At 68.7% G+C, this 13,784-nt stretch carries 13 protein-coding genes; 8 read left to right on the top strand and 5 right to left on the bottom strand.

Annotated features, from left to right (window positions below; all coding sequences use genetic code 11):
* The coding region (locus ACPEH1_RS10970; protein ID WP_423715795.1) for an oligopeptide:H+ symporter at positions 1–1,354 on the bottom strand (1,354 nt) is incomplete at its 3' end.
* Between the two features lie 180 nt (positions 1,355–1,534).
* On the opposite strand from ACPEH1_RS10970, the gene ACPEH1_RS10975 reads away from it, so the two are divergent.
* The gene (locus tag ACPEH1_RS10975) at positions 1,535–2,368 is read left to right on the top strand and encodes an endonuclease/exonuclease/phosphatase family protein (RefSeq protein ID WP_051008579.1); all 834 of its coding nucleotides are present in this window, start codon (positions 1,535–1,537) and stop codon (positions 2,366–2,368) included.
* Between the two features lie 68 nt (positions 2,369–2,436).
* Here the strand turns inward: ACPEH1_RS10975 and ACPEH1_RS10980 are convergent, their stop codons facing one another.
* The gene (locus ACPEH1_RS10980; protein WP_026070662.1) at positions 2,437–3,048 is read right to left on the bottom strand and encodes a superoxide dismutase; all 612 of its coding nucleotides are present in this window, start codon (positions 3,046–3,048) and stop codon (positions 2,437–2,439) included.
* A 233-nt stretch (positions 3,049–3,281) separates the two neighbouring features.
* On the opposite strand from ACPEH1_RS10980, the gene ACPEH1_RS10985 reads away from it, so the two are divergent.
* On the top strand, positions 3,282–3,737 hold the full coding sequence (locus tag ACPEH1_RS10985) for a ribonuclease domain-containing protein (protein ID WP_017355352.1): 456 nt from the start codon (positions 3,282–3,284) through the stop codon (positions 3,735–3,737).
* Positions 3,734–4,162, top strand: a complete 429-nt coding sequence (locus tag ACPEH1_RS10990; RefSeq protein WP_017355351.1) for a barstar family protein — start codon at positions 3,734–3,736, stop codon at positions 4,160–4,162. Before ACPEH1_RS10985 ends, ACPEH1_RS10990 begins: the two co-directional genes overlap by 4 nt.
* A gap of 25 nt (positions 4,163–4,187) precedes the next feature.
* Here the strand turns inward: ACPEH1_RS10990 and ACPEH1_RS10995 are convergent, their stop codons facing one another.
* Together ACPEH1_RS10995 and ACPEH1_RS11000 are read right to left on the bottom strand one after the other, a co-directional pair.
* A complete protein-coding gene (locus ACPEH1_RS10995) occupies positions 4,188–5,960 on the bottom strand; it encodes a hypothetical protein (protein ID WP_423715773.1) in 1,773 nt (590 codons plus the stop codon).
* Positions 5,961–5,969: 9 nt separating this feature from the next.
* The gene (locus ACPEH1_RS11000; protein WP_017357208.1) at positions 5,970–6,569 is read right to left on the bottom strand and encodes an NfuA family Fe-S biogenesis protein; all 600 of its coding nucleotides are present in this window, start codon (positions 6,567–6,569) and stop codon (positions 5,970–5,972) included.
* 90 nt (positions 6,570–6,659) lie between these two features.
* Here ACPEH1_RS11000 and ACPEH1_RS11005 point away from each other — a divergent pair, with 90 nt between their 5' ends.
* From ACPEH1_RS11005 to zupT, 3 genes are all read left to right on the top strand, one after another.
* Positions 6,660–7,001 carry a 4a-hydroxytetrahydrobiopterin dehydratase gene (locus ACPEH1_RS11005; protein ID WP_017357207.1) on the top strand — a complete coding sequence of 114 codons (342 nt, stop codon included), beginning with the start codon at positions 6,660–6,662 and terminating at the stop codon, positions 6,999–7,001.
* Positions 7,002–7,005: 4 nt separating this feature from the next.
* The gene (locus ACPEH1_RS11010) at positions 7,006–7,422 is read left to right on the top strand and encodes an energy transducer TonB (protein WP_166473212.1); all 417 of its coding nucleotides are present in this window, start codon (positions 7,006–7,008) and stop codon (positions 7,420–7,422) included.
* A gap of 147 nt (positions 7,423–7,569) precedes the next feature.
* Positions 7,570–8,379 (top strand): zinc transporter ZupT, encoded by an 810-nt coding sequence (zupT, locus tag ACPEH1_RS11015; RefSeq protein ID WP_136003318.1) that lies wholly within the window; start codon positions 7,570–7,572, stop codon positions 8,377–8,379.
* A 102-nt stretch (positions 8,380–8,481) separates the two neighbouring features.
* On the opposite strand, the gene ACPEH1_RS11020 is transcribed toward zupT, so the two are convergent.
* Positions 8,482–9,459 carry an RluA family pseudouridine synthase gene (locus ACPEH1_RS11020; RefSeq protein WP_423666301.1) on the bottom strand — a complete coding sequence of 326 codons (978 nt, stop codon included), beginning with the start codon at positions 9,457–9,459 and terminating at the stop codon, positions 8,482–8,484.
* A gap of 403 nt (positions 9,460–9,862) precedes the next feature.
* Between ACPEH1_RS11020 and rne the strand changes: the two genes are divergently transcribed.
* Together rne and ACPEH1_RS11030 are read left to right on the top strand one after the other, a co-directional pair.
* Complete coding sequence (gene rne / locus ACPEH1_RS11025) at positions 9,863–13,270, top strand: ribonuclease E (RefSeq protein WP_423715774.1); 3,408 nt, start codon at positions 9,863–9,865, stop codon at positions 13,268–13,270.
* 92 nt (positions 13,271–13,362) lie between these two features.
* Positions 13,363–13,779, top strand: a complete 417-nt coding sequence (locus ACPEH1_RS11030) for a hypothetical protein (protein ID WP_423715775.1) — start codon at positions 13,363–13,365, stop codon at positions 13,777–13,779.
* Positions 13,780–13,784 lie beyond the last annotated feature (5 nt).

Genomic DNA, 13,784 nt, shown 5'->3' on the forward strand with positions numbered 1-13,784 from the left:
TCAGGTTCCAGAAGCTCATCACCACGCCCTTCATCGCCTGCGGCGCCTGGCTGTAGGCAAACTCCAGACCGGTTGCCGAGACCAGCACCTCACCGAAGGTCAGCAGCGCGTACGGCAGCATCTGCCAGAAGATGGACATGACGTTGCCGCCGTCCATCATCACCTGGATGCCACCGACCACAATCCAGGCCAGGCCGCTGAAGGCGATACCGGCGGTCATGCGGCGCAGCGCGGTCGGCTCGAAGCCGAAGCGGCGCAGCATCGGGTACAGCACCAGGTTGTTGAACGGAATCAGGATCATCACCAGCAGCGGGTTCAGGGCCTGCATCTGCGAGGCGGTGAACCACGACGGCATGGCCATCTGCTGGCCCTGCAGCACCCAGGTGGACGCCTTCTGGTCGAACAGCGAGAAGAACGGCGTGGTCAGCGCGAAGATCACCAGCACGCGCAGCACCGAGCGTACGCCTTCCACGGCTTCGGCCGGATGCACCGCCCGGGCCCGGTCGAGCTGGATCCAGGTTCCGCCCCCCACGCCGGCCAGCACCAGCACCAGCGCGATGCACAGGCAGATCACGATGCCCAGGCTGCCCACCAGCCCCATCGACGCCACCGCCAGCACGGCACCGAGGATGGCCAGGGTACGGCCCGGACGGCCCTTGCCCGGCACCTGCGCCGACAGCGCGGTCCGCACCACGTTACCGAACGAATGCGGGTCTTTCGGCGGCAGCGGCACCAGTACGTAGCGCTTGCGGCCCATCCAGAACACGAAGGTGGCCACGAACATCAGGATGCCCGGGATGCCGAACGCCCACTGCGGGCCGAGGTTCTTCAGCGCCAGCGGAATCAGCAGCGAGGCAAACAGCGAACCGAAGTTGATGATCCAGTAGAACGCGTCGAAGACCAGCTTGGCCAGGTGCTTGTTGCTCTGGTCGAACTGGTCGCCCATGAACGAGGCCACCAGCGGCTTGATGCCGCCGGCGCCCAGCGCGATCAGGCCCAGACCGACGAAGAAGCCCTCGCGGCTGTTCTCGAACACCGCCAGGCAGGCGTGGCCGGCGCAGTAGATCAGGCTGAACCACAGGATGGTGTGGTACTTGCCGAAGAATCTGTCGGCCAGCCAACCGCCCAGCAGCGGGAAGAAGTACACGCCGATCATGAAGCTGTGCATGATGTCCTTGGCCTCGCCGGCCCGGCCATCGGCCGTGATCTCCTGCAGCAGCAGCGAGGTGATCAGGAACTGCACCAGGATGTTGCGCATCCCGTAGAAGCTGAAGCGTTCGCAGGCCTCATTGCCGATGATGTAGGGAATCTGGCGCGGCATCTTTCCCTTGCCAGCGCTGGCGGCTGCGATCATGCTCATCCTATGGGGCTGTCCTGCGAATACGAAAGGGCGCGAGCTTACCGGAAGCCCCACACCTGCGCACGCTGCGGCCCTACATGACAGCGGCCGGCGAACATGGCAGGCCAATGGCGACAGACGCTGCCGGAAGTCACGAGGCGTCGACGGACAAAGCGTAAACTTATCGTTATGCGCATGACGTCGACTGCTGTGTTGGGACGCTGGCCAGGATGGGTCCTGTTGCTGGCGCTTGTCGTGTCCGCTCCTGCGGCCAGCGCGCGCCAGGCCGAGGGCACCCGCCCGCACCTTCTCAAGATCGCCACCCTGGAACTGCCGGTCGCCGACGACGGCCAGTGGCAGCAGCGCCGCGACCAGGTGCTGCAGTTGCTGGAATCCCTGCAGCCGGATGTGATCGCGGTGCAGCGGGTGCTGCAGAGCCAGGGCCGCAACCCGGCCTGCTGGCTGGCCACGCGCCTGCGCTACAGCTGCGACTTCGTCACCGCCGACCCGCCCAGCCAGGGCCTGCGCCACGGCAGCGCCATGCTTACCCGGCTGCCGGTCACCGAAGACGGCGTTACCCTGCTGCACCCGCCCGGCCAGTTCAGCGCGGCCGGCATGATGCGGGTCAAGGTGCAGGAGGAACTGGTCAACATCTACATTGCCCGGCTGCGTCCGGACCCGGACGAGCCGGACGTGCGCCGCCATCAGACCAGCGACCTGATGACCTGGATCGGCGCCACCTCCGATGGGCTGCCCTCGCTGATTGCCGGCGATTTTTCCGCCGAGGCCGGCGAGCTGGTCCGCAGCACGCCCGGCTTCCAGCCGGCGCGGAAGAACCCGGGCGAGCGTGTCGATCCGCCATCAATGGCCGGCGCGGCACGCGGCCACGGCCTGGACGTGCTGTTCCAGGTCAAGCACTTCGATGGCCTGCGGCAGGAAAACGTCAAGCTGCCGGCTGCCGAGGGCGAGACCGGCGCGCTGCGCCTGGGCGTGATGGCCACCCTGCGCCTGCAGGGCGAAACGCTGTAGCGCCTCCCGCTGGAACGACAACGGCCAGGCATTGCTGCCTGGCCGTTGCGTCATCCAATGCCCTGTGATCAGGCGATGGCGTCCTGGTAACGACGCTCGACTTCGTTCCAGTCGACGACGTTGAAGAACGCGCCGATGTATTCCGGGCGACGGTTCTGATACTTCAGGTAGTACGCGTGCTCCCACACATCCAGCGCCAGGATCGGCGTGTTGCCGTCCATCAGCGGGCTGTCCTGGTTGGCGCTGCTTTCTACCACGACCTTCTTGTCCGGGGTCACGCTCAGCCACGCCCAGCCGCTGCCAAAACGGGTCAGCGCAGCCTTGGTGAAAGCATCCTTGAACTTGTCGAAACCGCCCAGCTGGGACTCGATCGCCTTGGCGACGTCACCGACCGGCGCACCGCCGCCGTTCGGCGACATCACGGTCCAGAACAGCGAGTGGTTGGCGTGGCCGCCGCCGTTGTTGCGCACCGGGCCCTGCAGGTTTTCCGGCAGCGACTTGGTCTTCTTCACCAGCTCTTCGACCGGCAGGTCGGCGAACTCGGTGCCTTCCAGCGCCGCATTGACGTTGTTGATATAGGTCTGGTGGTGCTTGGTGTGGTGGATCTCCATCGTGGCCGCGTCGATATGCGGCTCGAGCGCGTCGTAGGCGTAGGACAGCTTGGGCAGGGTGTAGGCCATGTGGTTCTCCTGGTAGCTCACTCACCCGGCGAAGACCGGGCGTTGCGGTGTCGATGATGGGGATGGTCTGCGAGCATACCAAGGGGCATGTAAAGGATTCTTCGTCGCGCGCGGTGTGCCGCGTGATTGTTATGCAGCGGTGACGGCGCATCCCGCAGGCAGTACGCAGCGTCATCGGAGATGCAGGCCGATGGCGGTAGAGTACGCGTCACCTTTCCTGCCTTCCGCCCCTCATGCGCAAGCCCTTGCTGCTCCTGCTCGCCATTGTGCTGCTGATCGGCGGACTGGCCGCCATCAAGCTGGCCCAGCGTCCGCCACCGCCGCAGTTCGCCCCGTCGCTGACCCAGCCGGAGGCCGCGCCGGTACCGGCCGCCGCATCGACGCGACCCCGCGATGCGTTGCCGCCGTTCCTGCCACCCGAGGCGCGACGCACGCTCGCCCTGATCCAGCAGGGTGGCCCCTACCCGCACCGCCAGGACGGCAGTGTGTTCGGCAACCGCGAACAGCGCCTGCCGCAGCGCCCGCGCGGGTATTACCGCGAATACACCGTCGACACCCCGGGTGCCGGCAACCGGGGCGCGCGCCGCATCGTTACCGGCGGCAACCCGCCGACCGCGTGGTTCTATACCGACGACCACTATGAAACCTTCCGCAGTTTCGACGTACCACCGGCCGGGAGCTGGCAATGACACATGATGGATTCGAGCTGGGCCTGCACGACATCAACAATGCCGGCGTCTACGCCATCGGCAACGAAGACGTCGCCCCCCTCTCGGCCGCGATGCGCGATGCCGGCCTGCGCATCTGCCGGATCGACCTGGCCGGCTGCAGCGACAAGCGCACGCTGCTGATGCGGCTGGCTGCGCAGCTGGACTTCCCATCCGGCTTCGGCGGCAACTGGGATGCGCTCGCCGACAGCCTGCGTGATCTGCAGTGGCTGCCGGCCAACGGGTATGCGCTGTTCTTCAACGATGCCGACGACCTGCGCGCTGGCGCGTCGGCCGACTTCGACACGCTGCTGGACATTCTGGACGAGGCAAGCGCGCACTGGAGCGGGCAGAACGTGCCGTTCTGGGCCTTCGTGGCGCTGCAGGATGCCGCGGTGGAGCCGTAAGACAACTCCGTTGGGGCCGTTGGCCTCAACGGCTGCCGTTGTCTTCCTGCAGTTCCTTCTTGAACGGGATGTCCGGCGGCGGTCGCGCCACCGCCGGCTGGTCGTTCATGTTCGGATTGGTCAGGCCACAGCCGCCACCGAACTGCAGCATCGACACCACACAGGAGATCTTGGTGCTGGTACCGGGAATCGGAATCTCCACCGCCTTGATGCCCTTGCGAACCCACTCGGCGAGCAGTGACTCGTTGGGCGCCCAGTACTTGTCGAACGAGGTCGGGGTGTAATCGTACGGCGGACGCTTCAGCCAGGTGCCCGACTGCGCGATGCGCTCGCGGCTCCAGCCATCTTTGTCACCGCCGGGCGCCCCCCGCTCATGGTCGCCCTTGCCGTCGTCGCCGGGCACGCGCACGCTGCCATCGGCATTGAACAGGCCGGTACCGGCCTGGTTGGCCTGCTGGGCGCCGCGCCGCGCGCCATCGCGCGCCTGGGCGTCTGCACCCCAGTCATCACCCCGCTGCGGCGTGGCCCAGCTGCCGGGCTGCGGCGCCAGCTGCGTACCCGCGCGCGAACTGGCCGGGGCCGACGCGGCCGGGCCATCGCGGACCGGCGCGGACGTGGTCGACGGGGACGACGTGGTCGCGGCACTGGTGCTGGTGCCGGCGGCCGCCACGGTCGGCGCGCTTGGCGCCGGCCGGGGGGCGGCATTGGGAATGCTGCGCTCCCGCACCTCGATTTCCGCTGCAGCGCCCCGCACGTTGACCTCGCGCTGAGGCACCGGGGCCATCGCCACCGGGGCGGTGGGCGCCGGCTGCACCTCGCGCTCGCGCACCTGCAGTTCGCGTTGCGGCACCGTGGCCTCCACCCGCGACTGCGGCATCTGCATCGGCACCGGGCGCTCGCTCATCAGCGTCACCTCGCGCTCGCGCACACTGACCTCCGGAGTGCGGTCACGCGGCGGCGTGGCAAGCGCCGGCAACGGGACGGCCGAACGCGCCACCGGCGTTTCCACCACCGCCACGGTGCGTTCGCGCACGGTTACGTCCTGCGGTTCGCGCGGCACCACGCGGACTTCGGTGCGCGGCACGCTCGGCGGCGGCACCACAAAATCGGTAGTGGCCTCCTGCACGACGGTGGCCTGCAGGGGTTGTTCGTTGGCCGGCGTCGCCTCGGCCGGGGGCGCCGGCTCGGCGGCCGCCGGTGGCGGCGCGGCGGCCGATGCACTGGCGTCGGTCGGCTCGGCCGCCGGGGACGGCGACAGCGTGGCGGCCTGCGCCGACGCCCCCGCTGCGGTGGCATCGATCTGCGTGGCCGGCGCATTGGCCGCCACGGCTTCGGCACTGGACGCGCCACCGCCATCCTCGGCCGGCGTGCCCTTGCCGACGAAGGCGACCTGGATACGGTTGCCTTCGCCACCCTCCTCCGGATCGACCGGGGTGCGCACCAGTGCCACCCACAGCAGCAGTACCGCAAACAGAACGTGCAGCAGCGCACTGATCAGCGCCGAGGTCCAGCGCATCCAGCGCTGGTCGCGGGGGGCCGGCTCCCAGGTCTGCCAGAACAGGCGGCGCACCGCCTGCACAAAGCCCAGCGCGGGCAGGTGACCGGTCGGCACAGGCGCAGGCCGCTGCAGCATCTCCGTCACGACGCCCGTGGCCCGTGGCGGGCGCGGCAGCGGCGTCAGCGCACGCAGCCACAGGCCCCAGCCATACGGCAGGCCCGTGGTTTTCTCCAGGATGCGTTCATCCGGCTGGCGTGCCAGCAACCAGTCGAGAATCTCGTCGGCTCGGCGCAAGGGCACGCAGTGCGGTCAGGCGGCCGTGCCGCGTGGAATGTACGGCGCGTCGCCACTCTCGTGGTCGGTCGCGTCGCGCACCGCGGTAATGCCGGGCACACGTCCCATCAGGGTCTTCTCGATCCCCTGCTTGAGCGTGACATCGGCCATCCCGCAGCCCTGGCAGCCGCCACCGAAGCGCAGCAGCACCACGCCATCGGAGGAGACTTCCTGCACGGCCACCTTGCCGCCGTGCGAGGCCAGCTGCGGGTTGACTTCGTTCTCCACCACCCAGCGCACGCGCTCGACCAGCGAGGCGGCATCGGTGGGCGCCTCGCCCTTGATCTTGGGCGCCTTGATGGTCAGCTGCTGGCTGCCGGCGGCGTTGGCGACGATGTCGATGTCGGCGCCGTCGAGCCAGGCCACACTGGCGGCATCGACGTACAGGGTGAACCCGTCGCAGTCCACCGCCCACTCGTCACCGAGCAGTTGGGTGGGTTCGGCGAATTCCAGCCGCGCGTCGGCGCGCGGCGTGCCGGCATCGACCGCGCTCAGGCGGACGCCCATGCCGGGCACGGCCTCACGCTCGATCAGCTTGCGGAAGTAGGACTGGGCAGTGTCGGATATCTGGATCATCAGGCTATTCTAGCCAATCGCTCGTTACGCGCTCATTCGGTTTATACACTGAACGGCGCATTGTTCAGACATCTAGATGTGGAGGATTGCATGGCCGACCTGATTCCCCTGGCGCAGGCCCATTGCGTGCCGCGCAAAGGCAGCGACCACAAGCTGGGCGCAGCCCGCGTGGCCGAGCTGCTGGCCCAGGTGCCCGGCTGGGAGCTGGCCGAACAGGGCCAGGCCCTGACCCGGACCTTCCGCTTCGATAATTACCACGGCACGATGGCGTTCGTGAATGCCCTGGCGTGGGTGGCCCACCGCGAGGACCACCACCCCGACCTGGGCGTGCATTACGACCGCGCCGTGGTGCGCTTCTCCACCCATGATGTGGGCGGACTGAGCGAAAACGACTTCATCTGCGCAGCGAAGGCTTCGGCCCTCACGGAGTGACCCCATGAAACTGTCATCCATTCTGTTGTCCAGCGTCGCCGTGGCCGCCCTGGCCGGCTGCAACAGGCCCGCCGAACCGGCCGCACCGGTTGCGCCGCCCACCGAGGTCGCGGCAGTGAAGACCCCGCCGCCGGAGTACCCGATCGAACTGGCCTGCCAGGGCATCGGCGGCACCAGCACCTTCAGGGTGGTGATTGGTGCCGACGGCGCCCCCGGCGAGGTGGCGCTGGTCACCGGCAGCGGCAACACCCAGCTCGACGAGCAGGCGAAGAAGGCGGTCCAGGCCTGGCAGTTCAAGGCCGCCACCCGTGCCGGCCAGCCGGTGTCCACCACGATCCAGGTGCCGATCAGCTTCAACCCACCGCAGCCCAAACCCGACCAGTGCTTCGCGATCGAAGAGCGGCTGCGTCAGGGCGGTTGACCGCCCCGTTCCTGCCCCCCGGAAGCCAGCGCACGCCAGCTCCATCCCCCCCTGATCACGCACCGCCTGCCCCGCACGCCCTTTCCCCGGCGTGACGACTACAGGGGCGACGGCGCGTTGTTACCCGTGTAAAGGATGCGGTAGCGCATGCTGGATATTTCGAGCGACAACGTATGGATCGCCCTGCTGGTGACCCTGGCTGCCGGCCTGGCCACCGGCCTGGGCAGCCTGATGGTGCTGTTCTCGCAACGCCCCAATCCCCGTCTGCTGGCATTCGGGCTGGCCTTCGCCGGCGGGGCGATGGTGTTCGTGTCGCTGACCGAGATCCTCAACAAGGCCATCGATTCCTTCACCCTGGCCTACGACGCGCGGACCGGCTTCGCCTACGGCACGATGGCCTTCCTGGCCGGCGTGCTGCTGATCGTGCTGATCGACCATCTGATCCCGAACCCGCACGAAAGCCTGGACAAGCAGGACCCGCTGTTCCGCGACAACAACAAGGCCTATATCAAGCGGGTCGGCCTGCTGACCGCGATCGCGATCACTGCGCACAACTTCCCTGAAGGCCTGGCCACCTTTTTTGCCACTCTGGAAAGCCCGTCGGTGGGCATGCCGCTGGCCTTCGCCATCGCCATCCACAACATCCCCGAAGGCATCGCGATCGCCGTCCCGGTGTACTTCGCCACGCAGAACAAGGTTTACGCCTTCGGTGCCAGCCTGCTGTCCGGCCTGGCCGAACCGGTGGGGGCCGCGATTGGCTATTTCGCCCTGTCCGGCGTCCTCAACCACGCCACCTTCGGCTGGGTATTCGGCCTGATCTCCGGGGTGATGGTGTTCCTGGCGCTGGACGAACTGCTGCCGGCCGCCAAGCGCTACGCGAAGGGTCACGAAACGGTCTATGGCCTGGTGGCCGGCATGGGCAGCCTGGCCATCAGCCTGGTTCTCTTCAAATGGTAATGCCGTCCCGCAGCGCGTCATGCCGGCCGCTGGCCGGCTCCACGCGCTGCCGCATTCCGCGCGCACCCGGCCGCCCCTGACCGGGACGGCAACCACGCCCCATCAACGCAACCGGTTCAGCACCTCGGTCAACTCGTCGGCCAGCGGGGCGTTGAGCAGGTACGGGGTCTTGCCGTTGTCCAGCGCAAATTCCAGCGAGGCGGCGTGCAGGAACAGGCGCTTCAGCCCGATCTGCTCACGAAGCCGCTTGTTGACGTCCGGATCGCCGTACTTGTCGTCACCGGCCACCGGGTGGCCCAGGTGCTGGGCATGCACGCGGATCTGGTGGGTGCGCCCGGTTTCGATGCGCACCTCACAGTACGAATGGCCGCCCTTGCGCTCCAGCACCTTGAAGTGGCTGATCGATTCCTTGCCGATCGGATTGACCTGCACATGCCGCTCGCCGCCCTGGCGCAGCCCCACGTGCAGCGGCGCGTCCACCGTCATCGTGCCATCCGGCATGCGCCCCACCAGCAGGGTCAGGTAGCGCTTGCGGATGCCCGCACCGTGGTCCTCCCGCAGCAGCGCCTGCAGTTCGCTCAGCGCCGACCGCTTCTTGGCCACGATCAGCAGCCCCGACGTGTCCCGGTCCAGCCGGTGCACCAGCTCCAGCGTCCTGCCCGGGCGCAGGGCGCGCAGGGTCTCGATCGCGCCGAAGCTGATCCCGCTGCCGCCGTGGCTGGCCACGCCCGACGGCTTGTTCAGCGCCAGCAGCCGCTCGTCCTCATAGACGATGGCGTCTTCCAGGCGCTTCATGAAAGCAGCGGGCGGGCCCGCCTTGTCTCCTTCCTCGGTGAGACGGACGGGCGGCACCCGCACCTCGTCGCCGGCCTCGAGCTTCCGCTCGGCCTTGGCGCGGCCGCCATTGACCCGGACCTGGCCGCTGCGCACCAGCTTGTAGATCAGGCTGCGCGGTGCACCCTTGAGCTGGCCGAGCAGGAAGTTGTCCAGGCGCTGCCCGGCGCGGTCGGCCGGGACGGAGATCATACGTACGCTGGTCATGGCTTCAGCGGCTTTGGGGGTGGGCTCGGTAACGGTCATTGGCCTTTTATTCTGTTACACTCGGCGGGCGAGATAAGGGATTGATTTCGTTGGAAGTTGCTCTGGGCCAGAAGCCCGACTTCCCGCGATTCCGGCACAGTGCGCAGCCACCGCCCCCGGGGCGGCCATGTTAGCGGCTCACCGGCGGTCCCGGCCATCGCCGGATGCCTGACACGCATCTGCGCTGAACATGTCCCTGTGGCGCTCCAGCCTGGCTGAAAGCTGCCTCCGGCCCAGAAACACCCAAACCAAAACAAATGAAGCGCTCCCGCGGCCTGCCGTGGTGTCGTAGCGCTGGAAACCCAAGCCGCCCTCCCCGCGCATGCGCGATGGGCGTCGAAGCGTGACCAGAAGCGAAACCCCATGGCGTTCCGCGCGGTAGCAGCGCGCGAGGAACGCAAGTATGAAGCGAATGCTGATCAATGCCACGCAGGCCGAAGAGCTGCGGGTAGCCATCGTGGATGGCCAGACGCTGTACGACATCGACATCGAACAGCCGTCCAAGGAACAGAAGAAGTCGAACATCTACAAGGGCCGTATCACGCGCCTTGAACCGTCGCTGGAAGCGGCCTTCGTCGAGTACGGCGCGGACCGTCACGGCTTCCTGCCGCTGAAGGAAATCTCCCGCGATTACTTCCAGGCGGGCGTGGACCACAACAAGGCCGGCATCCGCGAACTGCTGCGTGAAGGCCAGGAAGTGGTTGTCCAGGTGGACAAGGAAGAGCGTGGCAACAAGGGCGCCGCCCTGACCACGTTCATCTCCCTGGCCGGCCGCTACATGGTGCTGATGCCCAACTCGCCGAGCGCCGGTGGCGTCTCGCGCCGGATCGAAGGCGAAGACCGCGCCGCCCTGAAGGACGCGCTGGACAAGCTGAACATCCCCGACGACATGGGCGTGATCATCCGCACCGCCGGCGTCGGCCGCGATGCCGAAGAACTGCAGTGGGATCTGGATTACCTGCTCCAGGTCTGGAAGGCCATCGCCGAAGCGGCGCTGACCAAGCCGGCCCCGTTCCTGATCTACCAGGAGTCGCGCCTGATCGTGCGCGCCCTGCGCGACTACCTGCGCGCCGATGTCGGCGAGATCCTGGTGGACACCGAGGAGCTCTACGAGACCGCCCGCGAGTTCATGCAGCAGGTGATGCCGCAGACCCTGCGCAAGCTCAAGCATTACAAGGACGACATCCCGCTGTTCAACCGCTTCCAGATCGAATCGCAGATCGAAGGCGCGTATGAACGCAACGTGCGTCTGCCGTCGGGTGGCTCGATCGTGGTCGACCAGACCGAGGCCCTGACCGCCATCGACGTCAACTCCTCGCGCGCCACCAAGGGTAGCGACATCGAGGACACCGCGTTCCAGACCAACCTGGAAGCCGCCGAGGAAGTGGCCCGCCAGCTGCGCCTGCGCGACCTGGGTGGCCTGGTGGTCATCGACTTCATCGACATGGCCTCCAACAAGCACCAGCGCGAAGTCGAGAACCGCCTGCAGAACGCGCTCAAGTACGACCGTGCGCGCGTGCAGCTGGGCCGCATCTCGCGCTTCGGCCTGATGGAAATGAGCCGCCAGCGCCTGCGTCCGAGCCTGGGTGAATCCAGCCAGATCGTCTGCCCGCGCTGCGACGGCCACGGCCGCATGCGCAGCGTCGAATCGCTGTCGCTGTCGATCATCCGCGTTGCCGAAGAGCATGCGATGAAGGAGAACACCGGGCAGGTGCTGGTCCAGGCCCCGGTCGAGATCGCCAACTACCTCCTCAACGAGAAGCGCAGCGCGCTGCGTGAGATCGAACAGCGCCATGACGCGCCGATCGTGATCGTCGCTGACGAGCAGCTGCACACGCCGCACTACGAAGTGACCCGCCTGCGCGAGAACGAGCTGGGCGAGGAAAGCGGCAAGCCGAGCTACCAGCGCGGCACCCCGCGCAAGCTGCCGGTGCATGCCCTGACCAAGGCGCAGCTCAACATCCCGGCCGCCCCCGTGGTGACCCAGGTCAAGCACAGCCAGCCGGCCCCGGTGCGAGAAGCGCCCGAACCGGTCGTCGCGCCGGCACCGGTCGCCCCGGCACCGGTCGCCGCCCCGGCGGCCACCGGCGTGGTCGGTTGGCTCAAGCGCATCTTCGGTGGCGAACCGGCTCCGGCCGCCGCCCCGCAGCCGGGCAACCGCCCGGCCCAGGAGGGCAACCGCGCCAACCGCACCAAGGACCGCAACGGCAAGGACCGCAACGGCCGTCGCGATGAGCGTGGCGAGCGCGGCGGCACTGGCGCCGCGAACGGCCAGGCCCAGGGGCGTGGCAAGGACCGTCGCGAGGACCGCGGCGAGCGCGGTGAGCGCGGCTCGAAGAACGAGCGCCGTGACGAGCGTCGCCAGGACGTGGCCCCGGCCGCCGGTGCTGCCGCGCAGGTCCAGGCTCCGGGCCAGGGCAAGCCGCGCGGTGAGCAGCAGCCCAAGCAGCCGCGCAGCGAGCAGCAGCCCAAGCTGAAGCAGCCCAAGCAGCCGCAGCAGCCCAAGCCGCAGCAGGGCGAGGAGAAGGCAGCCCGTCAGCCGCAGACCGACGCACCGAAGCCGGGCAACACCGCCGCGCCGGTCGCCGATGCCGCCGTGGTGGCCGCCGCAGCCGTGACCGTGGCCGACGCCACCGTCGTGACCTCGCCGGTGCAGGACGCTGCGGCGCTGGCCGCCGCATCGGCGGCAACCGAGCAGGCACTGACTGCCGGCGATGCCGCAGAGCAGAATGATGCCGCCGGCAATGGCGATGATGCCAATGGCGAAGGCGGCTCGCGCCGTCGTCGCGGCCGTCGCGGTGGCCGTCGCCGCCGTCGTGGCAATGGCGAGCAGGCCGCAGGCAACGATGGCCTGAACGATGACGGCGGTCTGGACGACGACGGCGACGAGCAGGACGGCGAGCAGGACGGTACCGACGCCGCCCAGGCCGAGCGTCCGGTTGCCGCCAACGGCCAGCCGCAGCCGGAGTTCGACTTCGACGATGAAGCTGGCTCGGCGCCGAACGCTGCGGCACCGGTCCAGGCCCCGCGCCCGGCACCGGCCGCCGCTGCTGCACCGGCGCCCGTGCAGGCCCCGGTCGCTGCCGTCGCCGCTGCCGCGCCGGTTGCCGCGATCAGCAGCCCGGTGGTGACCGCCGGCCACACCGAAGCCGCTCCGGCCGAGGAAGCCGCGGCACCGTCCTACACGGATCGCGTGCCGTTCGTGGAATCGCCGACGCCGGCCCCGGCCGTGGTCGCCGCCTCCGCACCGGTTGAACCGGTCCGTGCCGACGCCCCGGTGGCCGACGCACCTGTCGCGCCGACGCCGGCCGCTGCTCCGGATCCGGTGGCGGACGCGCCGGTGGTTGAAGCGCCCGTCGTGACCCCGGTGGTTGCCGAGGCACCGGCCGTTGTCGCACCGGCCGCCGCGACCGTCGTCGAGGCACCGGTGGTCGTGGACACCCCGGTCGAAGCCGCACCGGTCGAAGCCGCACCGGCCGCGCCGAGGGTGGACGCCGCGCCGGTCGTGGCCCGCAGCGAGACCGCCGAGACCGTCCGTCCGGTGCAGACCAGCATGCTGGATGCCGTGGATCCGGTGCCGGCGGCCGTCGAGAAGGTCGACGCCGCGCCGGTAACCCGCGTTGAACCGGCGCCCGTCGCACCGGTGGTGCAGAACGGCCAGTTGTTCGGCTCCGCCACCAGCGATGTCCCGGCCAGCACCGACGCGGCCGCACAGGCAGCGCAGGCCGAGGCCCGCGACGACATCCCCACCGATGCCGCGCAGACCGATGCCGCCCCCCAGCAGGACCCGGAAAAGACCGACAAGGCCTGATCCCGATCCAGCGGCATGTGCAACAACAGACAGCGGCCTTCGGGCCGCTGTCTGCGTTTGGGGTCACCGCCGGCTGTGGCATGCTCGGGCCCATGCGCCGATCCGTTCCCCTGCTTGTCTGCGCGCTGCTGTTGGCCTTGTCCGCCTGCCAGCCCGCACCGTCACCGCTCAGCGATGCCGCCATTGCCGTACGCGATGCGCCGCCCGAGCACCACTTCCGCGGCACGCTTGGCGGCACACCGGTGGAGCTGCTCGTCCAGGACTGCAAGGTGTTCAAGGTCGTGCGCGGCACCGGCCAGACGCTGTCGCTGGCCGAGGTGCTGGCACCGGCGCCCTACCCGTTCTTCACCGCGTGCCAGCGTCAGTCGCTGCGCCAGGAAGACGATGCGGTGGTCGCCGTGCTGGGGCGCATGGCCCTGGGCGCCGGCGGCTGCTGCGCGACCGGCGGGACCTGGCGGACCCGCAATGGCCAGGCCTGGGAAAAGACCAGCGAACAGGCCGTCCCCTGAGCGCC

Source organism: Stenotrophomonas sp. NPDC077421 (assembly GCF_049545505.1).
In the GTDB taxonomy this organism is placed as follows: Bacteria; Pseudomonadota; Gammaproteobacteria; order Xanthomonadales; family Xanthomonadaceae; genus Stenotrophomonas; species Stenotrophomonas nematodicola.